Raw genomic sequence first — 23,557 nt, forward strand, 5'->3', positions numbered from 1 at the left:
GCATGGCGCATGCTGTGCGGTCCGTTATATATCTGACTCCATGACGGATCATCTAGAAAATTCAGAAAATGGCACGGCCCTTCGGAGAGGTTGGACCACGGGTGCGTGCGCCACAGCCGCGACAAAGGCGGCTCTCACGGCGTTGATCAGTGGCGAGTTTCCTGATCCGGTGGTCATTACTTTACCCAAAGGACAACAGCCTGCCTTTGCGCTTACTCATGAATCGCTACAGAAAGATCATGCAGAAGCCAGCATCATAAAGGATGCCGGGGATGATCCAGATGTCACGCATGGCGCCCTGATTACCGTAAAAGTGGCTTTTGGGGAAGCAGGCTGCGGAATTGTCTTTCGAGCCGGAGACGGCGTGGGGACGGTCACGCGCCCGGGCCTACCCATTGGCGTTGGCGAGCCTGCGATCAACCCGGTTCCGCGCGCGCTGATGACACAGGTCGTCAACAGTCTTGCTGCCGCCCATGACCTTCAGCCGGATGTGGAAATCACGATTTCCGTCCGCAATGGCGAAAAGCTGGCGGCAAAAACCTGGAACCCGCGTCTTGGCATCGTCGGCGGGCTATCGATTCTAGGGACAACCGGCATCGTCGTTCCCTTTTCCTGCTCGGCCTGGATTCATTCGATTCATCGCGGCGTTGATGTCTGCATAGCCGAAGGACAGACGCATGTGGCCGGTTCAACCGGCTCCACGTCCGAACGGGTGGTTCAGGGGCTTTATGATCTTCCCGATTTCGCCATGCTCGACATGGGAGATTTTGTGGGTGGCATGCTCAAGTATCTACGCAAAAATCCGGTTGCGCGCGTCACCATCGGAGGCGGGTTTGCCAAGATCTCCAAACTGGCGCAAGGGGCCATGGATCTGCATTCCGGCCGCAGTCAGGTGGATTTCGAATGGATGGCCGAGCGTTTGCAGAGGCTTGGTGCCGATGCCTCCCTGATAGAACGTGCACACACAGCGAACACCGCCCTTGAAATTCTCCAAGAGGCCCAAAAGGTCGGGCTGGATATCGCCGGGCTGATCGCAAGCGAAGCACAGGCAAAGGCGCTCGCCCTGCTCGGTGACGGCCCCATCGCTCTGGATATCATCGTCATTGACAGGGCAGGAACGCTGCTGGCGCAAACGGAGCCTCTTACGTTTGAGCAACACAGCGCCGGTTCGCCATCAGGATGAATGCGATGACGCACACGACAGATCCTGTTCTCGTTCTTGGCGGCACGGCGGAAGCGCGTACAGTCGTTCAGTTTCTTGTTCTGCACACGAAGCATCCGATTATCGTCTCACTCGCAGGCGTTCTGGGCACCGACCCCGAAAAAGCCTTCCGCCAAAGAGGAGATCTGCCATCGGACGATCGACTTTCTTTCAGTGTTGGAGGGTTTGGTGGATCGGCGGGGCTGGTCCGCTACATCACGAGCAACAGCATTGCTGCGATCATCGATGCAACACATCCGTTCGCGCACGCCATGAGCACGAATGCCTGCGCGGCCGCAGCACAATCCGGCATACAGATCATTCGCTACACACGCGCGCCTTGGTCGCCAGTCGAGGGAGACCTGTGGATCCAGGTGTCCAGCCTTGAAGAGGCCGCCGAACAGCTTATTCCTCATTGTATTGCCATGCTCGCCGTAGGGCGATTGTCATTTGATCCCTTCAGGCACAGAACGGATTGTCACCTTGTCGTGCGCAGTATTGGCGACATCGATCCCAGCGAGCTTCCCGGACATGCCGAACATGTTCGATCCATGCCCGGGCAGACGGTTGAAGAAGAGCTGTCTTTGATGCAGTCGAGAAGCGTTGAGTGCCTTGTAACCAAAAATTCCGGCGCGAGCCAATCCTATCTCAAGGTTGTTGCCGCGCGGCGGTTGCGCCTGCCCGTCATCATGATCGAGCGGCCAGTGTTGCCCGAATGTCTTGAGATAACCGATACAACTGCGCTCGACAGATGGCTCCTGGAAAGCGATCTGAAGGTCTGATGTCAGTCTAGTGATGGCGCAAGTTTGAGGTTTTGGAAGCATTTGTTCAAATGCGCCAAAAATTGGGCTTCCAACGCTCGCCTTATAAGCAAAAGTATATTGTTCCCTAGCGTGTTTTCGTCAAAAGCAGCCCAGACTCGCTAAGGTTTTGATTATAAAAATCATATCATTAGCTGTATATTCACAAGATCAAAATTGAAAATTTGTAACAATCTCATGAAAACACATTTTCGCAACAAATCTATTCTTTCGCAATTGTTGCTTATGATGTAATCTTCTACCGTTGGTTCTTCTGAGACGTCGAAACGCCCGTTGTGTATCGCGCTGGTCGCATCGAGCCAGACGGAAAAGATGACTACCCCCTTTCGTATATGAGGTGCGACGGGGACAAGGCCCAAAAGTCAAAAGGAAAGTCAAGATGGCAACCGGAACTGTTAAGTGGTTCAACCCAACCAAAGGCTATGGCTTCATTGAGCCGTCCGATGGTGGCAAAGACGCTTTTGTTCATATTTCTGCGGTTGAGCGTTCCGGCCTGACAACCCTGACCGAAGGTCAGCAGGTTGAATTTGAAATGGTCGAGGGTCGCAATGGCAAAGAGAATGCAGACAACCTGAAAGTGATCGGCTAACAGGCATACTCGCTTCCATTGTAGGCGCATGAAATAGGGGGCCCTGATGCCGCGCATCAGGGTTCTCTTTTGGCTCCCGCTCTCCTAGACACCTGCCCCTCCCCCTCACCAGACTTTTCTTGTTCCCGTCCCAACTTTAAAAAGGCGTCGTCTTGCCGGCCTCTCCGTCAGGCTTTGGGATAAGCGTTTGTTACCAAGGAAAAAGCGAATTTGGCGCTTGCGATTCACCGCAAAGCTTTTTATAACCCCACTCACCGCATAAGCGCCCTTCGTCTAGCGGTTAGGACGCCGCCCTTTCACGGCGGTAACACGGGTTCGAGTCCCGTAGGGCGTACCATTCCCGAACAAAACTGGGCACTATAGACGTGCTTAGTTTGTCGGGGTTGCAAATAGCATGCGCCAGAGCATGTTTTGATCCGCTGATCCTCACTTCATTATCATTCAGCATAATCTGTTCTATGAACAGGTTCAAATATGCTTTTTGCATGCTCGGATTTCCGCCGAAAAACTTTTCGCGCATGAGTTTGGCAAAAGCTTCCAACTTCTCGGGCGTGATGGCGAGATCGTCATCGCTGATCTGTCGCGACAAAAGCTCTACCTGCTCTTCCAACTCGTCTCGGTATGCTTTTGTTTTGGTGATGCGTTCCTTGAGCTGCGGATCATTAAGGTCAATGAGACCTTCTTCGATCGCTGCATACAGGTTTGAAAGCGCAGCCGCTTTTGCAGAATGCTCTTTCTTGATTTGTGCCAGTTTCTGTTTCAGTGCTTCTTTGCCACCCTTCGAACGATCCATGATTTCCTGAAGAGTTAGGTTGCGCATTCCGGTCTTATCCGGCCACTGATTCCGACAGCATCCGGCCACCCATTCCGATTTGATCCGGCCATTGATTCCGGAGCATTCGGCCCCCCCTTGTGAAGGGGATTTGTCGACCGTTTTGAGGTAATCACTCACCGGCTATCTTGTGTTCTTTTGGAGCGTGAGAAAGCCCCATGAAGAGATTACCAATGCGCAAGATCCGGGAAGCCCTTCGGCTTCGGGCAGAAGGCTTGTCAGGACGCCGAGTGGCGCAAAGCCTTTCGATAGGACGAGCAACGATATCGGACTATTTCCGTCGCGCGGATTTGGCTGGTTTGGCATGGCCTCTGCCGGTTGATTTGTCTGACAGTGATCTGGAACTTCTTCTTTACCCATCCCAACCTGGGGCGTCCTCTCGCGCGGTACCGCAGCCAGACTGGGCTCATATGCATGCCGAGCTGCGCCGCAAAGGTGTGACGCTGGCTCTGTTGTGGCAGGAATATCGCGAGGTTCATCCTGACGGCTATGGTTACAGCCAATATTGTGCCCGCTATTCAGCGTGGGAAGGCAAGCTTTCGCCGGTAATGCGCCAGCGTCACCCCGCTGGTGAACGGTTGTTTGTCGATTATGCGGGCCAGACCGTGGATGTGATCTGTCCTCAGACCGGTGAAGTGCGCACAGCTCAGATCTTTGTGGCCACGCTTGGGGCGTCGAACTACACCTATGTGGAGGCCAGTTGGACCCAGAGCCTGCCGGATTGGATATCGAGCCATGTGCGGGCCTTCGATTTCTTCGGCGGTGTGCCTGCGATGATTGTCTCAGATAATCTGAAGTCAGCGGTAATCAAGGCCTGTTTCCATGACCCGGCGATCAACCGCACCTATGGGGATATGGCTGCACATTACGATACCGCCGTTGTGCCCGCTCGTCCGCATAAACCCAAGGACAAAGCCAAGGTCGAGACGGCGGTTCAATTGGCCGAGCGCTGGGTATTGGCTCGACTTCGCAACCAGACCTTCTTTGGCCTGGACGAGCTGAACGCAGCAATTCGCCCTCTACAAGATCAGCTCAATGCCAAGGTCACCCGGCATCTGGGTACCAGCCGCCGGGCCTTGTTTGAGAGCCTGGACAAACCAGCCATGAAGCCAGTGCCCCGGGAGCCATACGTCTATGCCGAATGGAAGCAGTGTCGTGCTGGGATTGACTATCACATCGATGTGGACCGGCACTATTACTCGGTACCCTACCAGCTGATCAAACAAAGGCTATGGGTGCGGGTCGCCGCGCGGACCATCGAAGTCTTCCATAAAGGTCAGAGGGTTGCGTCTCACGTCCGCATCTCTGGTAACCGCCAACATTCCACCCAGAAAGAACATATGCCGTCCAATCATCGCCATCGTGCCGACTGGACGCCGGAAAGCATCCGAAGGCAAGCCGTCCGCATCGGCCCCAATGTCGATACCTATGTTGAGGTCGTCATGCGCCGACGCAAACACCCAGAACAAGCCTATCGCAGTTGCATGGGCGTGCTCAAGCTTGCCCGATCTTTTGGCAATGCTCGCCTCGATGCTGCCTGTGAACGCGCGCTCGAGATCAACAGCTACACCTACCAATCCCTGCATTCCATTCTCAAGAATGGTCTGGATCGACAACGCCGAGAAACGCCCACGGACGGCCCCGCGATCACCCACCCCAATATCCGTGGTGCAGATTACTTCCATTGAAAGGACAGGATATGCTGACACATCCAACCCTGGAGCAGCTCAATAGCCTCAAGCTCGACGGCATGGCAGAGGCCTTCACCGAGCTGGCCAGCCAAGACGGAACGGCTGATCTGACCCACGCCGAATGGCTGGAGCTACTCATCGACAGAGAAGCTGCCAGCCGCGAGACCAAGCGGTTCGAGAGCCGAATGCGAACCGCACGTCTGCGCCATGTCGGAGCCGCCCCAGAAGATGTCGACTACAAAACCAGACGTGGGCTGGACAAGGCGCTGTTCCAGCAACTGCTGACAGGTAAATGGATACGGGACAAACGGAACTTGATGATCACCGGCTCATGTGGCGTCGGTAAAACCTGGTTAGCCTGTGCGCTCGCCCAGGCCGCTTGTCGAAGTGGTGTCACCGTGCTTTACAAACGTGTGCCGCGTCTGTTTAGCGAATTGGAGATGGCCCATGCAGACGGGCGCTTCCCGCGCCTCTTTCGAAGCCTTACCAAAACCCAACTCCTGATCCTCGATGACTGGGGACCCGACCGTCTGAATGCAAACCAGAGACGGGACCTCATGGAAATCGTCGAAGAACGATATGGTGCAGGGTCAATCCTGATCACCAGCCAATTGCCGCTGAAAACCTGGCACGAGGTTATCGGCGAACCTACCTTCGCCGACGCTATCCTCGATCGGCTCGTGCACAACGCATATCGCCTCGAACTCGAAGGCCAGTCCTTCCGAAAAACCCATGTCAAAACGGGTGACGAAAACAACAAAAGCTGATACCTAAATCTTCAGGCCTCAAGACGGCACGCCAAAGGTGGCCGGATACTCCGGATTAGGTGGCCGGATGTTATCGGAATGGCCGGCCGAATGCTCCGGAATGCGCAAGCGGGTTGAGCCCGTAGCTTTTGACGATTGCGGTGAAGTGCCGACTGGTAAAAACCAAACCATTGTCCGAGCGGAGAAGGAATTCCCGATCGACACGACCAAGTGTTCCAAATCGACTGATCAGAGCATGCTCTAGGTTCTGTTGACAAACTGTATTCCCAAATCAGCTGAGATATGATTCTGATGTCCATTTTCAAGAATTTAGGCATTAGTTTTCGTCTCGCCTTCCAGCGTTTGCATTCATGCGCTGCCGATTGTAGGGCGTGGCGGCTTTGAGACGACGGTTGATCAGACTCTGATACGCGGATTGGGTACCGCAGGACTTTGGTTCGTCTCGGGCCTTCCTCTGTCTCAAATTGGCGCGTGTTACCGTTTCAGGCTCGCAGAATCACAACGAGGTTTACCCTGACCGGCCACCACACCCAACAATCGGCAGCTTGATGGAATAAACTAGCCTTCTCCTCCTCCTTTGTGTTTTTGTTGTCCATGATTTTCCAACTCTGTTTCGTCGCGTTACCTTTGTGATGCGAGGAGAACTGTTGTGGCAATGGCCCACACAAAAGCCGCAAGTTCTCGAGCAATCGCAACTATGACAATGTTGGTAAGGCAACCTCTGGCCTGCATGCGGCGATAGCGCTGGCATAGGCGCACTTGGACTTTCCAGGCAATCATTCTGATTTCCTCCGGAAGTCCTTCATTCCGTTTGAGGAGTTCTGGACTGATGCGTGCAGGCAATCTGTAGGTCCAGGCTCCTTCGACCAACATGCGTCGTGCACGCGTATTACCAGCTTTGGTGATCGAACCGCGAGATATGCTTGCACCGGTTGAATGTTCTTTGGGGACGAGGCCCAGCCATGCCATGAACTGGCGAGGACTTTGGAAACGTCGAAAGTCCCCAATTTCCGATACCAGTGTCATCGCCGAGATTTGGGCAACTCCTCGCAGAGCTTGGATCGCCTGAACCACTGGACTAAGTGACCATTCAGGCAGGAGCTCTTGCATTTGCTGGACAAGTCGATCACGACGTTCTTCAATCTGTTTGATCGCGTGAATGTACTCTTCCATAGCAAACTGTTGGGCCCGTTGTTCAAACCGTTGTCGAGCCAACCAATTACGATGAGCCTTACTCCAATGGGTACGACCTTCGAAGATTTTGCCGTGGCGCAATAGGAATGAAAGAAGATGTTGGCGCGCACGACGCAAATTCGAGACGGCTACTTCTCTTGCTCGGCACAGATCTCGCATAGCCTCATGTGTCTCATCTGGAACCCAGATCGATGATAGCTCATCTGCGCGCAGAAAGGCTGCAAGAGACACAGCGTCTCGGCGATCCGTTTTGATCTGGTTGCCAGGACGCGTGGGTACAAGCGAAGGTGCAACGACGAGACATTCATAACCAAGACTGGTAAGCTGGCGATACAAGCCATAACCCGTTGGGCCAGCTTCATAACAAAAACACAAGCGACCATGACGATCAGCAAGCTTACCGACAAACTTGCGCACCGCATCAGCACGGTTGGCGATTTCACCATAATAGCGAACCTCGCCTTTGCGTCCCGCTTCTGCTAGCCCGATGGCTATCTTTTCCTTGCTCACATCCAAACCAACATAAATTGCTATATCATCATCCACGGCTCGTCTCCTATATTTGAGGCTCTGACGCTTCAGTTAACCCTCGTTTTAAGCATATAGCGAGACGGGTCACCGGCACTCTCATGGACATGGGGTCTCAAGATAGCTTTCAAGGAGGCTATCTTGTTGCGATTGACGATGAGCGATGCGGAATGGGCATTTTTCGAACCTTTCATGCACTCGATCCGTGGTCGTGGCGGTCGCCCGGCGGGAGATCATCGCTTGGTACTTGACGGGGTCTTCTGGATTGCTCGTACTGGAGCACAGTGGCGTGACTTGCCGGCGGAGTTCGGTAAATGGTCGTCGGTCTATCGCCAATTCCGACGCTGGACTTTGGCGGGTCTCTGGGAAATGGTTCTTGAGGCGCTGAACGAGAGTGGCGCCGCACCAAATCAGGTTCAAATGATCGACAGCACCGTCACCCGCGCCATCATCCACTGCCCGGCAGGGCATTGCGTTAGCAATGTCCCGAGAGAGGAGGCCGCGGGCGCAAAAGGGGGACTCCAAAAGAAGGTTTTGGCCGTTCAAAAGGTGGCTTCACGACGAAAATTCATCTGATCACGAATGCGCATGGCTTACCCATCAAGGCCGAGATATCACCGGGGCAGTGCTCCGACTATACCGGTTATGACCTGTTGCAAGATGAGGATTTGCCAGATCCAAAGGTCTTCATTGCAGACAGGGGCTATGACGCGAATGCAATCAGAGAGGATGTTGAGGGCAAGGGAGGGATTGCCATTATTCCTGGAAGATCAAATCGCAAGAAACAGCCCTTTCTCGACCCTTTCGTCTATGCATTACGCAACCAGATCGAGCGATGCTTCAACAAACTCAAGAATGCCAGACGACTGGCAACCCGATATGACAAAACGGCAAATAGCTATCTGGACTTCATTCACATCGTATCAGCAAGGCTTTGGATCAAAAAGTTTGTCAACAGAACCTAGGGCTGCTGTAGCCGTCGTTGCCTTGCCTGTTCGTGAGAGATGCCAGCAGAGAAGTGTATTGAGCCATTGAAAATCTGCTCATGCTATAAGTAAGGAAAATAGCGATGAGTATTACGATGGACGGCAAGGTCAAACGTTGGACAGCGAAGCGCCAATCAGCGCTTGTGATCGAGATCATTCAGGGAAAAACATCTGTTTCAGAGGCGAGCCGCTCTTATGATCTCTCCCCCTCTGAGATTGAAGGATGGGTTGAGGATGCCAAACGAGGCATGGAGAACTCTCTTCGAGCCAATCCGCTCGACATTCACGCCCAATATGAGAAGCAATTGAAGGATCTTCAGGAAGCCTATGGCGAGGCCACGCTTGAATTGCGTGCACGAAAAAAGTTGCAGGCCCTCATGGAGCGGGAGGACGACAATTGATCCGGACGCTTCATGAGGGCCTCCTATCGGAAGGTGTGCGTGTGCCGATTGCCAAGCTCTGCGCATGGTTTGGCGTTCCTCGCAGGACCGTTTATTACCGGCCAACCAAATCAGCACCCAAAGTCGATCCCCGGTTTGCTGAGCCGATCAAAGCCATGGTCGAGAAGGAACCGTCCTTCGGCTATCGGACAGTTGCCTGGCTCTTGGGTTTTAACAAAAATACCGTACAGCGCATCTTCCAGATCAAGGGGTGGCACGTTCGCAAACGGGCCGTCGGAATGCGTCCCCGGATAGAGGCCGTGCCTTCTGTCGCCACCGCGCCCAATGAAAGATGGTCAACAGACCTAGCCCGAGTATGGACGGGAAAGGACGGCTGGGCATCATTGGCGTTGGTGATTGATTGCCATACTCGAGAGCTTCTTGGATGGCATCTATCACGCACAGGAAAAGCGACGACTGCGACAGCCGCTCTGGAACATGCCTTGATCAGTCGGTTTGGAACTCTTGGTCGAGTTGATCGCGAGTTCCAGCTCCGCTCTGACAATGGATTGGTTTTTACCAGCAGGCACTTCACAGCCATGGTTCGAAGTTATGGTCTTAAACAGGAGTTCATAACTCCGCATTGCCCGCAACAGAATGGAATGGTCGAACGTGTTATCAGAACAATGCATTCACAGACACCGCTTCGAAACCATTAAACATGCAAATCGGGTTATAAGCGATTGGATTGCCTTTTACAATAATTACCGCCCGCACCAAGCACTCGCCATGCGGACACCCGCTGAGGCATTCAAATTAGCAGCATAAACTGTGCAGATTCCGATGGGTCAATACAAGGATGGCTTCGCTGTCTCAATGAGTGGCAGTTTTTGAGTCCGTCAATGGCTTCTATAATCAGCGAAGAAAAGCTTCAGCTCTCGGCTAAAAAGCCCCTTGGCTTTCGAGTGAAAAGCAGCCGACATAAGCACTCGTCGCGAAACCAAACCCTGACAAGTCCCATTGAACTTATAAGCCGGTATCAGGATAACACTCCAGATAGGGATTCAGGCTCTTGAGGAAACTCGTCATAAACTCCGCCGTAATCATGGATGGCCGGGAGAGAAGTGGCCGAACGAGTGAGAGCACATGAGGCGTTCTGGGCAGGAACGGGCGGAAGTCGAGCCCGCGCTCACGAAATTGCACAGCATCGAGTTCACTGACAACGGAGACCCCAGCGCCGCGGCATACCAATTCGCAAGCCGCCGTAAACTGCCGCACTTCAATATGGGAGTTCAGCGCAACATGCGCATCCTGAAATGCGCTCGAAAGACGCCCGAAGAACTCGCTGTCCCGACGTGAATGGATAATCTTCTCCTCGAGGAGATCGGCAGGAGCGACGACATCACGCCCTGCCAGCCGGTGACCACGAGGAAAAACGCACACGGTACGGATCTCAACGGAGCTGCTCTCAAGGGATGGATGGCCAGCGAAACCATCGGTGATGCCAAAATCATACTGCTCCCCGATCATCCACTCAAGGATCCGCTCCGGCCGGTCCGGCTCAATGGTCATGCTGACCCCGGGCCGTTCCTTGAGGAAGGTCGCGACAACATCCGGCAAATGGCTTGTTGCGAATCCCGGCAGACAGGCAACCCGGATGTGCCCTGCCCTCCTTTTCGTGATCTCGTGGCTGACATCGGCGATTCGCTGCATCAGTTCGAGCACCTGTCGGATGCTTGGCAACAGGAAGCACGCTTCCTGTGTCGGCACGATCTGGCCATCCTTGCGATCATAGACAGCGAAGCCCACTTCCTTTGCGAGATCCGACAGCAGGCGGCTCACCGCCGGTTGCGAAATTCCAAGCTCCGAGGCCGCCACGGTCATTGAGCCGTGATTGGCAACCGCCAACAAGGCCTCTAGCTGGCGCAACCGCAAAATCGATGTCATCCCATCCCCTCCACACGTCAATACTACAGAAACATAACACCGCATTATGTCTACTCCAAATATTGGATACTTGCGTTATGAAACATTGCGTGTAACGTATGTCCTAATCCATGCAACAGACGTCGACAAGGTTGGAGGACCGAAGTCGGGGTCTTGGAATAAGACACCTTGCACGGTGATTGGGAGGAAAACCTATGTATAGCAAGATGATCGCAGCCATCGCATTGGCGGGCACAATGCTGGCGCCTGCTGCAGCAATGGCGCAAACAGAAATCCAGTTCTGGCATGCCTTTACGGGGCGCCTTGGTGAACTCGTCAAGACTCAGGTCGCTGACTTCAATGCAAGCCAGAGCGACTATGTTGTCGTCGAGAGCCACAAGGGCAACTATTCAGAAACGCTCAATGCAGGGATTGCCGCGTTTCGGGCCGGTGAACAGCCGCACATTCTGATGGTCTTCGAAGTCGGCACAGCAACGATGATGGCGGCCAAGGGGGCTGTGCAACCTGTCTATCAGGTCATGAGCAAAAGCGGCGCTACCTTTGACCCCGACGCCTATATTGGCGCGGTCAAGGGCTATTACACCAACACTGATGGCGACATGCTGTCCCTGCCCTTCAACTCGTCCACTCCTGTTCTCTGGGTCAACCGCGATGCAATGTCCGCCGCTGGCGTTGATCCAGACACAGACCTTTCGACTTGGGAGCAGGTGGACGAGGTGCTTGGCAAACTCAAGGAAGGCGGCGAGGATTGCCCGATGGTCACCGCTTGGCAGAGCTGGATCCATCTTGAGAATCTGTCTGCCTACCACAATGTCCCCTTTGCCTCGAAAGAGAATGGCTTTGCCGGTCTTGATACCGAACTCATGCTCAATGGCGACGTTCAGGTCAAACATCTGGCCAAAATGGGCGAATGGGCCAAGGATGGCGAATTCATCTATACCGGCCGCCGCAATGAAGGCGGGGCAAACTTCCGCGCCGGTGACTGCGCTCTCTTCACTGAAAGCTCCGCGGGCTATGCTGGCATCAAGTCCGAAGCCAAGTTCGAGTTCGATGTGCGTCCGCTGCCCTATTGGAAAAGCGTCGCCGAAGCGCCGCAAAACACCATCATTGGTGGCGCATCGCTTTGGGTCCTCAACGGCCATGATGACGCTGAATACAAGGGCGTCGGCGAGTTCCTGAGCTATCTGTCATCTACGGATGTTCAGGCTGCCTGGCACCAGAATACCGGCTATCTTCCCATCACGATCGCTGCGGGCGAAGCCACCCGGGCGTCTGGCTTCTACGATGAGAATCCGGGCACCGACATCGCCGTCAAGCAGATGACGAAGAACCAGCCGACCGCGAATTCCAAAGGCATTCGTCTTGGCTCCTTTGATCAGATCCGCGGCATCATTGACGAGGAGATGGAAGCCATCTGGTCAGGCGACAAGACCGCTCAGGAAGCAATGGATAGCGCCAAAGAGCGCGGTGACGCCTTGCTTCGCCGGTTTGAGCAGGCAAACCGCTAAGGTCCAGAATCGAACGGGCCCACAAGCGGGCCCGTTCCCATGCTTCACTTCGTCATGACGGGGCCTTAAAGTGGAAAAGCGCGTCAAATTTCGAGGCTGGCTGTTGCCAATGCTGCTGATCGCCCCGCAGCTTATCATCTCGGCAGTCTTCTTCTTCTATCCAGCCGGCCAGGCAGTCTGGCAATCACTTTTCATACCCGACCCGTTTGGTCTGTCGTCCCAATTTGTGGGCTTGGGCAATTTCGAGTTTCTGCTCTCCGACAAATTCTATCGGGCCTCCTTTGTAACAACGGCCATTTTCTCGATACTGGTCACGCTCTGCTCGATGATCCCAGCCCTATTCCTCGCGGTCATCGCAGACCGGCTGATCAAGGGATCCGGGGTCTATCGCACCTTGCTGATATGGCCCTACGCGGTCGCGCCTGCGGTCGCGGGCGTCTTGTGGCTCTTCATGTTCAACACCCGCGTTGGTATTGTGTCATGGTATCTGGGCCAGTTGGGATATGACTGGAACCATGTGCTTAACGGCGGCGAGGCGATGGGACTGGTTGTCGTGGCCTCTTCCTGGGGACGCATCAGCTACAATTTCCTTTTCTTCCTCGCAGCGCTACAATCCGTGCCGCGATCGGTGATTGAGGCGGCCGCCATTGATGGCGCGCGCTTCTGGCGACGGTTCTTCACGATCGTTCTGCCGCTTCTGTCGCCTACCACCTTCTTCCTGATGGTGGTCAACATCGTCTATGCCTTCTTCGAGACCTTCGGTGTCATTCACACCATCACTGCAGGTGGGCCGCAGCAATCAACCACGATCCTAGTCTACAAGGTCTTCTCTGATGGTTTCGTTGGTCAGGATTTGGGCTCGTCCGCTGCACAATCCGTCATCTTGCTGATCGTTGTCGGCCTTTTGACTGTGGTCCAGTTCAAATTCATTGAGAAAAAGGTGCACTACTGATGGCAAAAGAAGTGCATGGAATGGTCGAGAAGCGCGGCTGGGGCCTGTGGCTCACGCATGTCTTCATGATCTGCGGTGTTCTCGTGGTCTTCTTCCCGATCTGGCTGGCCTTCGTGGCCTCGACCGTCACCCAACCCGAAATCGTCTCGCCCCCGATGCCGATCTGGCCCGGCGAGCATTTTCTTGAAAACTACAAGGCAGCTCTCTTCTCAGGGGTCAATGTTCCGGTTCTCACCATGCTGGTCAACAGCCTGATCATGGCCCTTGGCATTGCCATCGGCAAAATCATCATCTCGCTGCTATCTGCCTTTGCCATCGTCTATTTCCGCTTTCCCGGACGGACGTTTTTCTTTTGGATGATCTTCCTCACCCTGATGCTGCCGGTCGAGGTGCGGATCGTGCCGACCTTTGAGGTCGTTGCTGGCTTTGGCATGCTCAACAGCTATGCGGGGCTGATCTTTCCCCTGATCGCCTCGGCGACGGCAACCTTTCTGTTTCGCCAGTTCTTCATGACCATCCCCGATGAGCTGGCAGAGGCGGCGCGCGTCGACGGAGCGGGACCGATGCGCTTCTTCATCGATATTGTCGTCCCGATGAGCCGGACCAATATCGCCGCGCTCTTCGTCATCCTCTTCATTTACGGCTGGAACCAGTATCTCTGGCCGCTTCTGATCACCACTGACCCGGACATGAACACAATTGTTATGGGCATCAAGCAGATGTTCCCCTCCGGCGACGATGTCGCGGAATGGCCGGTCATCATGGCAACCTCAATCCTGGCCATGATCCCGCCCGTCATCATCGTGGTGTCAATGCAAAAACTCTTCATCCGCGGCCTGGTCGAGAGCGAGAAATAACTATGGCAACTGTAGAACTGAAAAACATCAAGAAAAGCTTCGGTGCAGACCATGTGATTCACGGGATCAGCCTCGACATAGCCGACGGTGAATTCATCGTCATCGTCGGTCCGTCCGGCTGCGGCAAGTCGACGCTTTTGCGCATGGTTGCGGGTCTGGAAACGGTAACAAGCGGCGATGTCCTCATTGGTGGCGAGCGCGCCAATGACAAGGAACCGATGGATCGGGACATCGCGATGGTGTTCCAGAACTACGCGCTCTATCCTCATATGTCGGTCCGCCAGAATATGGGCTATGGTCTGAAGATCGCCAGATTGCCAAAAGATCAGATCGAGGCAAAGGTCGAGGAAGCGGCGAAATTGCTTCAACTCGAAGCGTTGCTGGACCGCAAGCCGCGCCAATTGTCAGGCGGCCAACGTCAACGCGTTGCCATGGGGCGCGCCATTGTGCGAGAACCCGCAGTCTTCCTGTTTGATGAGCCACTCTCCAACCTTGATGCAAAACTGCGTGTGCAAATGCGCCTCGAAATCAAGGAGCTGCAATCCCAGCTAGGCATAACATCACTTTATGTGACCCATGATCAGGTGGAAGCCATGACCATGGCCGATCGGATGATCGTCATGAATGCTGGCGTCGCCGAGCAGATCGGCACGCCCCTTGAGGTGTATGAGACGCCTCAAACCCTGTTTGCCGCACAATTCATTGGCAGTCCCGCCATGAATGTGTTCGATGCCCATGTCGAGGACGGCTTCCTACGGGTCGGTGAGATCCGGCTGACTCAAACCGAACTACAAGACGGTCCCGTAAAGCTCGGCATACGCCCGGAGCAAATGATCCCGGATCCGGACGGCCCCTTCAGCGTTGACGTCCATATGTCCGAGCCTTTGGGCGCCAACACTCTGCTGCACGGCCATCTCACCACCACAGGCGAGATCATCACTGTCAGCCTTCCCGGTGTCCATGTCTTGACGAGAGATCACCCTCACATGACCTTCTCCGCCCAAACGGACCACCTGCATATCTTCGACCCGATCACGGCCAAGCGGCTTTGATGGGCTCTTGTGGGCGGTCCGTGGTATTGCCGGTAGGCATACGCTACAGGGATCTTGAGCAAAGGATGATAGAACGCGGCGTGCCGTGGATCACTCGACGATCTAACGCTAGCTTCGGAAATATCCCCGTGAAATCGCACGGCGACCGGGCTGGCAGTGGCAATCGCCTCAATCGCCCGGTTGGCGGGTCGACGAAACGTAACTCAGAGTATTAGTCATATGGAACAGAAACAGGCATCATAATTGATATCTGTTCCATATGACTAGGGTGTTAGTAACGGGAATTGGTCAAGGCGTCAGCCTCCAATTTTCCCGCCGAGTTCATCATCGATATGGATCTTGATGATTTCATCAAAGGTCTTTTCGGCGGTGAAGCCAAGTTCCAGAGCACGCTTGACGCTAAAGTCACGCGCCCAGCCATCGACGATTCCGCGAATGGTTTCGTCCGGCTCATCACGGATCAGGCCTGCGATCTTGGGTCCGGCAACCCGCTCAAGCGCAGCGATCTCGTCCCCGACGGTAGCAGAAAGACCCGGCATCATCAGATTACGCCGTGGGCCGACCTTCTCCAGATCGAGGGTTGCGGCATGGGTGAAAAAGCCAACCGCAGCGCGAGGACTTGCGAACCAGTGCCGAACATGATGCTCAACCGGTAGCACAGCCTCAACACCCGATAGCGGTTCGCGTAGAATGTTGGAAAAAAAGCCCGAAGCGGCTGCGTTGGGTTTTCCCGGGCGAATACAAATCGTCGGCAGGCGGATACCGATTCCGTCCAAAATGTTCCTGCGACTGTAATCAGCAATAAGCAGCTCGATAATCGCTTTCTGCGTGCCATAGCTGGTCAACGGGGTGGTAAAAAATTCGTCCGTGATCTTTTCAGGGAATGGGGCTCCGAAAACAGCGATGGAAGACGCAAACAGGAAGCGAGGTTTGTAGGGCTCCTTTTTGCCTTCTGCCCGGATAGCCTCAAGAAGCGAGTAGCTTCCTTTCAGGTTGACGTCATATCCCTTGTCAAAGTCAGCTTCTGCTTCGCCCGAAACAACTGCAGCCAAATGGATGATCATGTCTGGTCTGCCTGCAATCAGCGTCTCGGCTGCATCAGCCTGCCTGAGATCAACCGCCTGACAATCGCTGATGTCGGCAAGTTTTTTCGGAGCTGTCGGTTTGATCACGTCGACCAGTGTCAGTTTTTCGATGGGACCGCCCAATATCTCTGGCACCTCGGCAATCCGATCTGACAGTTTGCGACCAACCATACCTGCTGCGCCAATGACAAGTACTTTCATGCGTTCATTCTCCCTATCAGGCACCATCCAGGCACCAGTCTTGTGTTCCGCATCTCGGGCTTTGTTCCTCGCGCAGCCTTCTCGATCACGCCGGGTGAGAATCAAGGCAAATTGCATGTACTCGGTCGTACGGAGGTCCGCCGAACCTCGCTGTGATGTCCTGAATCTGGAGAGTGTTCTCCCAACAGACTGGCGGCATTTCCACGAGAACGGGCTGGTTGAACAAATCCGTCCGGTCGGCACGAACAATGCGATACGGACCCGTTCCTTCCAACAGCAACGAACCTTTCCGATCGCAGCATGAAAGTCACAAGGATTTACGTCGTACAACCAACGTCGAAACTATGTCACGTCTTGGCGTTTGGTTCAATGAAAATGTATACCAAATACCATATGTCATTCTAGCACTCTGAGAGGTTTTGTGTTTTGATTGACTTCAGCATACCCTGATACGCAAACTGGATAGGGACCGGAACATGAATCGAAAAGACAAGGTTGAGCTGTCTCAACTCGACGACGAAATGTCAGTCAAACGCATTTCTCTCGCAGAAATTGCAGCGCAACGTCTGCGTGATTTGGTTCTGGTTGGAACATTGCCACCCGGCCAGGCTCTATCCGAACGCGAACTATCAGACAAATTGCAGATTTCTCGCACCCCCTTGCGCGAAGCGATCAGAGAGCTGGCAGCCGAAAAGCTGATCGAAATCCTTCCCAATCGCCGCCCCCGGGTCGCCGATCCATCCACAGAGTCGATCAATGATCTCTTCGACGTGCAGGCCGCCCTCGAAGCTCTGGCCGGCAAGCTTCTCATCCAGCGCGCAACGAACGAGAAAGTTGACCGGTTGGCCGCGCTTCACAAGCAGCTCATCAAGCTGTCAACCAGCAAGGATTCCATGAAATTCTTCCGGCTCGACATGGAATATCACACCACGCTCGTCCAGTTTTCAGACAATTCCGTCCTTGCGGAAACACATCGGCAGTATAATGCAGCCCTCTTCCGTGCCCGCTACTTGTCATCAGAACACATGCGTTGGCGCGACACGACAATGGCCGAGCATGAAGAGATTATGGAAGCAATCCTTGCGCGGGATGCCGCGCGCTTGTCTGCGTCATTGACAACCCACCTCATGACTGGCAAGGCCAACCACGCACGCCTGCGCCTCGAAACGGAAGCCATAAAGGGAAAAGGCAAAAAGAAAAAATCAGACACCTGATTCCAAGAGCTAGATCTACAAGTTTTCAAGCGACATCAATAGGTTGAAGTCACACCGTCTTTGCTGAGAAGATGGAGGATCATATGCCTTGGGATGATACCGCTCGGATGCAATTAAACGAGACAAGCTGCGCCATCCAACAGATTTGACGGAGCCTTGCGACAAAACAGATAAAGGCCGCCTTGCAGACAGGGCGGCCTTCGTGACTTTACGCGCTAGAGAATTTCTCGGGACTATCTGCCCTGATTGATGCAGCGCTGTTTAAAATACTGCGGTTGCACTAAAGCTATGGTGCGCGCTGTTTTTACGCGGCTCTAGATCGTTGCACCTTTGGTGTTGAGGAACGTCGCATAAAGACTGGTGGTCCCGCAAATGAACAAGCGATTGCGCTTCGGCCCACCAAAACAGACGTTGGAGACCACTTCCGGCACCTTGATCTTGCCGATCAACTCGCCTTCAGGTGTCAGGCAATGCACACCTTCGGCCGAGCTTGACCAGATGTTGCCGTGATGGTCCACGCGGAAGCCGTCGTACAGGCCTGCGGTGCAGGTTGCAAAAACCTCGCCACCAGACAGCCTCGAGCCTTCCACCTTGAATCTCCGGATGTGGGCCGGACCACCATCAACGTGGGTTGCTCCTGTGTCAGCAATGTAGAGGATCGACTCGTCTGGAGAAAAGGCCAGTCCGTTGGGCTGAACAAAGTCATCTGCGATCAGTTCGAGATTTCCGGACGCCGGATCAATTCGATAGACATTGTTCGATCCGACTTCATGGTCCAGCTTGGCCCCTTCATATTCCCAGTCGATGCCATAGGAAGGATCGGTGAACCAGATCGCTCCCGAGGTGTCGGTGATGACATCGTTAGGCGAATTGAGCTTCTTGCCTTTGAAATTGTCAGCCAGAACCGTCAGGCTACCGTCATATTCTGTTCGCACCACGCGCCGCCCCAGATGCTCACATGTGATCAATCGGCCCTGACGATCCATGGTATTGCCGTTGGAATTGTTGGATGGATTGCGAAATTCCGACACGGATCCATCGGTATCGTCATAACGCATCATCCTGCAATTGGGGATGTCCGAAAAGACCAGATACCGCCCGGCGCCGAACCAGACCGGCCCTTCCATCCAGCGCGCTCCCTGCCACAGCCTCTCCAGATGTGTGTTCATCAGGATGAGCTTTTTGAATGCGGGATCGATTACTTCCAGATGATCGAGAAACATGATTTTCCTCCCTCAATGTTGTCCCGAGCGCCCCGAAAGGAGCCTCTCGGCAAGAACTGCGGCAATGATGATCGTGCCGATGGCCGTGCCCTGCCAGAATGGCGAAACGCCGAGCAGGTTCATGCCGTTGCGGATCATCACCATGATCAGAACCCCGAACAGAGTTCCCACAATGGATCCGCGACCACCAAACAGGCTGGCTCCCCCAATGACGACTGCGGCAATCGCATCGAGTTCCATGGCATTGCCAGCAAGGGGGTCGATAGAGCCGATCTGCGCGGCAATCAGTGTGACCGCCACGGCGCAAAGAGCGCCCGAAACAACGTATGGCAGGATGCTGTAGAACCGAACATTCAAGCCCGAGATGCGCGCGGCCTCCTTGTTGGAGCCGACGGCATAAATCGTTCTGCCACCTTTCGAATGGGTGAGATAAATCCAGGCGACAATATAAAGAACAATCAGGATCAGGACATTCATCTGCAACCCGAACAAGCTGTCATAAACCAGCCCCGACAGCGCATCAGGCACATCTGAAATGGTTCTCTGGTTCGAGAACACATAGGCAAGGCTCCGGCATATCGCCATCGAGCCCAGAGTCACCACAAAAGGCGCGAGGCCGAAGACAGCGACCAATATGCCTGAGATCGAGCCAATGAATGCACCGGCCATGACTGCGAACGCGATCGCAACCGGGATCGGGACTTCCCGCATGGCCAGTCCCAGCAAAATACCCGTAACGCCGATGACAGACCCCACTGACAGATCGATGCCACCGGTCAGGATGACAAAAGTCATCCCGATGGCAACAATCCCGGTAACCACCGACTGGTCCATCAGATTGAACAGATTGGCAGTCGTCAGAAAATATGGAGACGCCAGAGACAGGGCGATGCCGATCAACAAGGTCAGGCCCGCCATACGCACTTCCAGAATATTAGAATATTTTGTAAAAACCTGTGTCATTTCTGGCCTCCAACCGGAATTACATTTTGATCGCTTTCGTCCGAGGCCAGCTGAAATTGCCCCTCCTCAAAGGCCGATAGCTCCTTCGTCGTCTGAGCGAAAATGTCATCTCTGCTCAGCTTTTCCTGCGACCGCGACAGGACGGCGATCGTGCCCATGTTGATGCCGCGCCTGTTGTTGACGGTCATCAGCAAGGACTGCCGGTCGCCGTCTTCATCGCAAAGCGTGCCAGCCTGGCAACCAAGAGCCTTCCTGATGAACGTGTCGTCTGCCGGAATGACCACGCCGGGTTCAGGCAGGCCCTGCTCGCCAATTTCTCCCTGTCGCGTCAGGCACAGCACATTGTTGCCAGCGCGCAGCAGCCATCCGGTCTGAACGCCGAATTGCTCTGCTAGACGACCGAGCATTTGCTTCTGGCGATCCATCGAACTGCGCGGGGCGCAAACGAGCGTCAACTGTTCCTCATTGATCTCGGCGGCATAAACATTGCCGATGGTCTGCCCATCACTAATCGGTACGATCCGGTGGGACAGGGCCAACAGTTCCTCGAAATCCGAAGAGATAAGCAACATCGCCACCCCTTCTGCCGCGAGCTGTCGCAGGATCTTGTAGATCGTCGTGCGCGCCCCGATGTCGACACCCTTGGTCGGCTCATCAAGAATCAGAACCTTCGGATTGAGCAACAGGGCGCGCATGACAAGTGCCTTCTGCTGCATTCCGCCGGAGAAATTCAGCAAGGAACTGTCATCCAGACGGTCTCGCGCCAGTCCCATCTGCTCGGCAAGCTCATCGATGCGGGCATTCCGGGAACTGTATTTCAAGCGCGGGCCAGACAGACTACTCAAGTGATTGAGCAAAATGTTTTCCCGCACGGAAAAGTCGGGCACAATGCTTTGGCGGCGGCGATCCTCGGGCAAGAAACCAAGCCCGGACAACAGTGCCGTTCGGGAATTGGTCGGCGTATAGGGTTTGCCAAGCAGTGTTATGGTTCCCGTGTCCATCGGCCTCAACCCGAGCAGCACCTCGGCCAGCTCGGAGCGGCCAGAACCAACCAGGCCGCCAAGACCGACGATCTCTCCGGCATGGATTTCCAAACTCGCGGACTGAACCTCAGGTGTCGATCGCACATCTTGCAAGCTCAGCAGAACAGGCTCTTTCGACGTGTCCGGAATGGGTTCGGCGGCTAGAGCCTCGAGATTCTGTCCGACCATGAGACTGATCAGTTCCGACTGTGTGAGATCGGCAGTCGCGAGGTTGCTCTTGACCGAATGGCCATCTCTGAGGATGGTGATCCGGTCGGTCATTGCGAAGATTTCCTCAAGGCGATGGGAGACGAAGATGAGGCCCCGTCCTTCAGCGCGCAGCGCATCCATGACCTTGAACAGTCGGGCACTTTCTCCCGGACTGAGGGCAGCGGTTGGTTCATCGAGTATGATGATCCGACTTCCAAGTGCAACGATCCGGGCAATTTCGACCAACTGTCGATGGGCTGCAGACAATTCACTACAGTCTCGACGAATGTCGATTTCCTCAGCAAATCCAAGACTCTCGAGCGCAGACAAAGCCTTCCGCCGAAGAGTGGCCTGCGACGGCTTCTTCTTGCCACCATAAACCGGCAGGACGATATTCTCCCAGACGGTCAGATCGCCCGCCAAGCTGGTTTCCTGTGTCACCATGCCGATACCGGCATTCATCGCGTCGCGTGGGCGGGCAAATTTGACCGGTGCGCCGAACGCTTCCAAGGCTCCCTTTGTCGGCACGATATGTCCACAAATTACTTTTGCCAGTGTCGATTTACCGGCTCCATTCGCCCCGAACAGCGCATGAATCTCTCCGGCAGCCAGTTCGAAACTGACTCCTTTCAGAGCAGAAAACGACCCGAAAACCTTCGAGATTTCGTCTGCTTTGAAAAGAAGTTCACTATTGATTGACACACATATCCTCCATCCACTCACGCCTCGAAGGCGACAGCTTCATCCAAATCACACTCACTTCATGGGAATGAAGTGGCCGACACCCATGCGGGCGCCAGCCACCACTGGAGGAGGCACTATTTCAACTCGCCTGCAAACACGTTGAGTTTCATTTCATCGTGCAGCTCGTCGATGTTTGATCCCGTGACAATCAGGACCGGCAAGGCGATTTCTTTTTCGACCTTTTCACCAGCAATGTGCTTAATCAGTGCTTCTGCTGCTGAAAAGCCCATCAGATATGGCTGTTGCATGCCAGATCCGATGATGGAGCCATTTGAGATCTTTTCGACCAATTCGGGCGTTCCATCAAAGGCAGCGATAATCATGTCATCAGTTTTTCTGGCAGCCCGGACCGCCTGCTGGGCACCGATCGACTGGACGTCGGATTCAACGAAGATTACACGAAGATCGGAGTTTGCGGTGATCATGTCCTGCGCGAAACGGAAGGATTCCTCGGCAGTGAAGGTCTGCATCTGCTGCAGTGGCACTTCTTTGGTCATGCCGACTTCTGCCATGGCTTCACGGAAGCCTTTGGAGCGAAGCTGACCGTTGATGCGGGCCTGCGGGATGCCGATAATACCAAAGGATCCGTCTGTCCAACCCTTCTCCTTGACGATCTTGGCGGTTTCCTTACCAATGCCGACTGCTCCGCCGTAGTTATCGGAACCAACAAAGGAAACATATTCACCTTCGTTTGTGCCGATGTCGGCGATCACAACGGGAACGCCGGCATTTTCTGCCAGCTTGAGAACGCTTGGCGCGGTCGAGCTGTCGGTCGGAGAAATCACGATACCGGCAACGCCCTGTGCGATGGCGTCCTGGGCATTCTGCAACTGGGTTTTGGCGTCATTCGCAGAATCGAGCGTTTTGATGGTATATCCACCCTCTTTTGCTGCGGCTTCGGCACCAGTGGCAACATATCTCCAAAATTGCACGTTAACCGAAGGGGTAAGGTAGGCGATATTTTTGTCTTGCGCGACTGCCGCGTTGCCGCCCAGCAGAAGCGAGCCGACAAGAGCAATGGATGCAGCAAAAGTAATGTGACGTTTCATTTGGTATCCTCCCGTTGTGATGACGGATTGGCTCCGACATTTCAAAGCATTTCATTCGCGCCGACTTCGGCCCGAACTCCTCACGAAATGCTCCAAGATGCAGTATATGGTATACCAAATTGAGAGTCTGTCAACTCAAACCATAAAATGGAATACCGCCGGTTACTATTGGAATAAGATGTTGTTTTTAAGAGATAATTTTCGGTCGAGATCACAAGGGATCTGGGATTTCAACCTCTGTTACACATTGTTTATTATTTCAGAATTGACGATGTCAGGCTATCATGATCGATGAATTGGTCAGGATTGTACACCACAATAAAAGAGCCCTCCCCCATAAGTAAAATCTCTGATTGTCCTTAGGGCTTTTTCACAACCTCGTCATGGCGGGTGACAATCACCAGCCCGGTTCGCTCTCGAAGCCGGCAAGGATTGAGTCACTGGACCAAGGCATAAGCTTGCAGCACATATGAGGATAAACGACTGGGTAGAGGTTTGAGCGATGCATAGAAGCGCGACGCCCTTGCCTTCTTTGCCGTAG

The 23,557-nt window shown here is 54.2% G+C and carries 21 protein-coding genes and 1 tRNA gene; 15 read left to right on the forward strand and 7 right to left on the reverse strand.

Features of this window, described 5'->3' with window-relative positions:
- Positions 1-28: 28 nt before the first annotated feature.
- From CPH65_RS19205 to istB, 6 genes are all read left to right on the forward strand, one after another.
- Complete coding sequence (locus CPH65_RS19205; RefSeq protein WP_371359464.1) at positions 29-1,183, forward strand: cobalt-precorrin-5B (C(1))-methyltransferase; 1,155 nt, start codon at positions 29-31, stop codon at positions 1,181-1,183.
- A gap of 5 nt (positions 1,184-1,188) precedes the next feature.
- Positions 1,189-1,983 (forward strand): precorrin-6A/cobalt-precorrin-6A reductase, encoded by a 795-nt coding sequence (locus CPH65_RS19210; RefSeq protein ID WP_157747813.1) that lies wholly within the window; start codon positions 1,189-1,191, stop codon positions 1,981-1,983.
- A gap of 418 nt (positions 1,984-2,401) precedes the next feature.
- Positions 2,402-2,611 carry a cold-shock protein gene (locus tag CPH65_RS19215; protein ID WP_096175351.1) on the forward strand — a complete coding sequence of 70 codons (210 nt, stop codon included), beginning with the start codon at positions 2,402-2,404 and terminating at the stop codon, positions 2,609-2,611.
- A 262-nt stretch (positions 2,612-2,873) separates the two neighbouring features.
- Positions 2,874-2,948, forward strand: a tRNA-Glu gene (locus CPH65_RS19220).
- Positions 2,949-3,601: 653 nt separating this feature from the next.
- Complete coding sequence (gene istA / locus CPH65_RS19230; RefSeq protein ID WP_096171580.1) at positions 3,602-5,131, forward strand: IS21 family transposase; 1,530 nt, start codon at positions 3,602-3,604, stop codon at positions 5,129-5,131.
- Between the two features lie 11 nt (positions 5,132-5,142).
- Positions 5,143-5,901 (forward strand): IS21-like element helper ATPase IstB, encoded by a 759-nt coding sequence (gene istB / locus CPH65_RS19235; protein ID WP_096174854.1) that lies wholly within the window; start codon positions 5,143-5,145, stop codon positions 5,899-5,901.
- A 621-nt stretch (positions 5,902-6,522) separates the two neighbouring features.
- On the opposite strand, the gene CPH65_RS19245 is transcribed toward istB, so the two are convergent.
- Positions 6,523-7,641: an IS110 family transposase gene (locus CPH65_RS19245; protein WP_096175353.1), complete on the reverse strand. Its 1,119-nt coding sequence runs from the start codon at positions 7,639-7,641 to the stop codon at positions 6,523-6,525.
- A gap of 138 nt (positions 7,642-7,779) precedes the next feature.
- Between CPH65_RS19245 and CPH65_RS19250 the strand changes: the two genes are divergently transcribed.
- The 4 genes from CPH65_RS19250 (at position 7,780) to CPH65_RS25100 (ending at position 9,817) form a co-directional block, all read left to right on the forward strand.
- Positions 7,780-8,588 (forward strand): IS5 family transposase gene (locus CPH65_RS19250; protein ID WP_371359465.1). Its coding sequence is split into 2 segments (ribosomal slippage): positions 7,780-8,143 and positions 8,143-8,588, totalling 810 coding nucleotides; the frame shifts between segments, so codons are not numbered across the junction.
- A 104-nt stretch (positions 8,589-8,692) separates the two neighbouring features.
- Entirely contained in the window at positions 8,693-9,010 is a 318-nt protein-coding gene (locus CPH65_RS19255; RefSeq protein WP_096175354.1) for a DUF1153 domain-containing protein, read from the forward strand.
- Positions 9,007-9,708: a DDE-type integrase/transposase/recombinase gene (locus CPH65_RS19260; RefSeq protein WP_197703865.1), complete on the forward strand. Its 702-nt coding sequence runs from the start codon at positions 9,007-9,009 to the stop codon at positions 9,706-9,708. Before CPH65_RS19255 ends, CPH65_RS19260 begins: the two co-directional genes overlap by 4 nt.
- Positions 9,647-9,817, forward strand: a complete 171-nt coding sequence (locus tag CPH65_RS25100) for an integrase core domain-containing protein (RefSeq protein ID WP_197703916.1) — start codon at positions 9,647-9,649, stop codon at positions 9,815-9,817. Before CPH65_RS19260 ends, CPH65_RS25100 begins: the two co-directional genes overlap by 62 nt.
- 198 nt (positions 9,818-10,015) lie before the next feature.
- Here CPH65_RS25100 and CPH65_RS19265 read toward each other — a convergent pair whose 3' ends face one another.
- Positions 10,016-10,936 carry a LysR substrate-binding domain-containing protein gene (locus CPH65_RS19265; protein ID WP_096175355.1) on the reverse strand — a complete coding sequence of 307 codons (921 nt, stop codon included), beginning with the start codon at positions 10,934-10,936 and terminating at the stop codon, positions 10,016-10,018.
- 194 nt (positions 10,937-11,130) lie between these two features.
- Here CPH65_RS19265 and ugpB point away from each other — a divergent pair, with 194 nt between their 5' ends.
- The 4 genes from ugpB to ugpC all read left to right on the forward strand — a co-directional run bounded on the left by ugpB (position 11,131) and on the right by ugpC (position 15,305).
- The gene (gene ugpB / locus CPH65_RS19270; protein ID WP_096175356.1) at positions 11,131-12,444 is read left to right on the forward strand and encodes a sn-glycerol-3-phosphate ABC transporter substrate-binding protein UgpB; all 1,314 of its coding nucleotides are present in this window, start codon (positions 11,131-11,133) and stop codon (positions 12,442-12,444) included.
- Between the two features lie 70 nt (positions 12,445-12,514).
- Complete coding sequence (gene ugpA, locus CPH65_RS19275) at positions 12,515-13,396, forward strand: sn-glycerol-3-phosphate ABC transporter permease UgpA (RefSeq protein ID WP_096175357.1); 882 nt, start codon at positions 12,515-12,517, stop codon at positions 13,394-13,396.
- 20 nt (positions 13,397-13,416) lie between these two features.
- Positions 13,417-14,253 carry a sn-glycerol-3-phosphate ABC transporter permease UgpE gene (gene ugpE, locus CPH65_RS19280; RefSeq protein ID WP_096176512.1) on the forward strand — a complete coding sequence of 279 codons (837 nt, stop codon included), beginning with the start codon at positions 13,417-13,419 and terminating at the stop codon, positions 14,251-14,253.
- A 2-nt stretch (positions 14,254-14,255) separates the two neighbouring features.
- Positions 14,256-15,305 carry a sn-glycerol-3-phosphate ABC transporter ATP-binding protein UgpC gene (gene ugpC / locus CPH65_RS19285; RefSeq protein ID WP_096175358.1) on the forward strand — a complete coding sequence of 350 codons (1,050 nt, stop codon included), beginning with the start codon at positions 14,256-14,258 and terminating at the stop codon, positions 15,303-15,305.
- Positions 15,306-15,601: 296 nt separating this feature from the next.
- Here ugpC and denD read toward each other — a convergent pair whose 3' ends face one another.
- The gene (gene denD / locus CPH65_RS19290; protein WP_096176513.1) at positions 15,602-16,591 is read right to left on the reverse strand and encodes a D-erythronate dehydrogenase; all 990 of its coding nucleotides are present in this window, start codon (positions 16,589-16,591) and stop codon (positions 15,602-15,604) included.
- 476 nt (positions 16,592-17,067) lie between these two features.
- Here denD and CPH65_RS19295 point away from each other — a divergent pair, with 476 nt between their 5' ends.
- Entirely contained in the window at positions 17,068-17,805 is a 738-nt protein-coding gene (locus CPH65_RS19295; RefSeq protein ID WP_096175359.1) for a GntR family transcriptional regulator, read from the forward strand.
- Between the two features lie 314 nt (positions 17,806-18,119).
- On the opposite strand, the gene CPH65_RS19300 is transcribed toward CPH65_RS19295, so the two are convergent.
- From CPH65_RS19300 to CPH65_RS19315, 4 genes are all read right to left on the reverse strand, one after another.
- Positions 18,120-19,028 carry an SMP-30/gluconolactonase/LRE family protein gene (locus CPH65_RS19300; RefSeq protein WP_096175360.1) on the reverse strand — a complete coding sequence of 303 codons (909 nt, stop codon included), beginning with the start codon at positions 19,026-19,028 and terminating at the stop codon, positions 18,120-18,122.
- A gap of 12 nt (positions 19,029-19,040) precedes the next feature.
- Complete coding sequence (locus tag CPH65_RS19305) at positions 19,041-19,991, reverse strand: ABC transporter permease (protein ID WP_096175361.1); 951 nt, start codon at positions 19,989-19,991, stop codon at positions 19,041-19,043.
- Positions 19,988-21,925: a sugar ABC transporter ATP-binding protein gene (locus CPH65_RS19310; RefSeq protein WP_172891549.1), complete on the reverse strand. Its 1,938-nt coding sequence runs from the start codon at positions 21,923-21,925 to the stop codon at positions 19,988-19,990. Before CPH65_RS19310 ends, CPH65_RS19305 begins: the two co-directional genes overlap by 4 nt.
- Positions 21,926-22,041: 116 nt before the next feature.
- Complete coding sequence (locus CPH65_RS19315) at positions 22,042-23,016, reverse strand: substrate-binding domain-containing protein (RefSeq protein WP_096175363.1); 975 nt, start codon at positions 23,014-23,016, stop codon at positions 22,042-22,044.
- Positions 23,017-23,557: the final 541 nt, after the last annotated feature.

Source organism: Cohaesibacter sp. ES.047, assembly GCF_900215505.1.
GTDB lineage: Bacteria > Pseudomonadota > Alphaproteobacteria > Rhizobiales > Cohaesibacteraceae > Cohaesibacter.

What these genes read in the sequence shown, in the direction of transcription:
- CPH65_RS19210 (WP_157747813.1), top strand. Translation starts at nt 1,189, where the DNA reads ATGACGCACACGACAGATCCTGTTCTCGTTCTTGGCGGCACGGCGGAA.
- CPH65_RS19215 (WP_096175351.1), top strand. Translation starts at nt 2,402, where the DNA reads ATGGCAACCGGAACTGTTAAGTGGTTCAACCCAACCAAAGGCTATGGC.
- istA (WP_096171580.1), top strand. Translation starts at nt 3,602, where the DNA reads ATGAAGAGATTACCAATGCGCAAGATCCGGGAAGCCCTTCGGCTTCGG.
- istB (WP_096174854.1), top strand. Translation starts at nt 5,143, where the DNA reads ATGCTGACACATCCAACCCTGGAGCAGCTCAATAGCCTCAAGCTCGAC.
- CPH65_RS19255 (WP_096175354.1), top strand. Translation starts at nt 8,693, where the DNA reads ATGAGTATTACGATGGACGGCAAGGTCAAACGTTGGACAGCGAAGCGC.
- CPH65_RS25100 (WP_197703916.1), top strand. Translation starts at nt 9,647, where the DNA reads ATGGAATGGTCGAACGTGTTATCAGAACAATGCATTCACAGACACCGC.
- CPH65_RS19265 (WP_096175355.1), bottom strand. Translation starts at nt 10,936, where the DNA reads ATGACATCGATTTTGCGGTTGCGCCAGCTAGAGGCCTTGTTGGCGGTT.
- ugpB (WP_096175356.1), top strand. Translation starts at nt 11,131, where the DNA reads ATGTATAGCAAGATGATCGCAGCCATCGCATTGGCGGGCACAATGCTG.
- ugpE (WP_096176512.1), top strand. Translation starts at nt 13,417, where the DNA reads ATGGTCGAGAAGCGCGGCTGGGGCCTGTGGCTCACGCATGTCTTCATG.
- ugpC (WP_096175358.1), top strand. Translation starts at nt 14,256, where the DNA reads ATGGCAACTGTAGAACTGAAAAACATCAAGAAAAGCTTCGGTGCAGAC.
- denD (WP_096176513.1), bottom strand. Translation starts at nt 16,591, where the DNA reads ATGAAAGTACTTGTCATTGGCGCAGCAGGTATGGTTGGTCGCAAACTG.
- CPH65_RS19295 (WP_096175359.1), top strand. Translation starts at nt 17,068, where the DNA reads ATGAATCGAAAAGACAAGGTTGAGCTGTCTCAACTCGACGACGAAATG.
- CPH65_RS19300 (WP_096175360.1), bottom strand. Translation starts at nt 19,028, where the DNA reads ATGTTTCTCGATCATCTGGAAGTAATCGATCCCGCATTCAAAAAGCTC.
- CPH65_RS19305 (WP_096175361.1), bottom strand. Translation starts at nt 19,991, where the DNA reads ATGACACAGGTTTTTACAAAATATTCTAATATTCTGGAAGTGCGTATG.
- CPH65_RS19315 (WP_096175363.1), bottom strand. Translation starts at nt 23,016, where the DNA reads ATGAAACGTCACATTACTTTTGCTGCATCCATTGCTCTTGTCGGCTCG.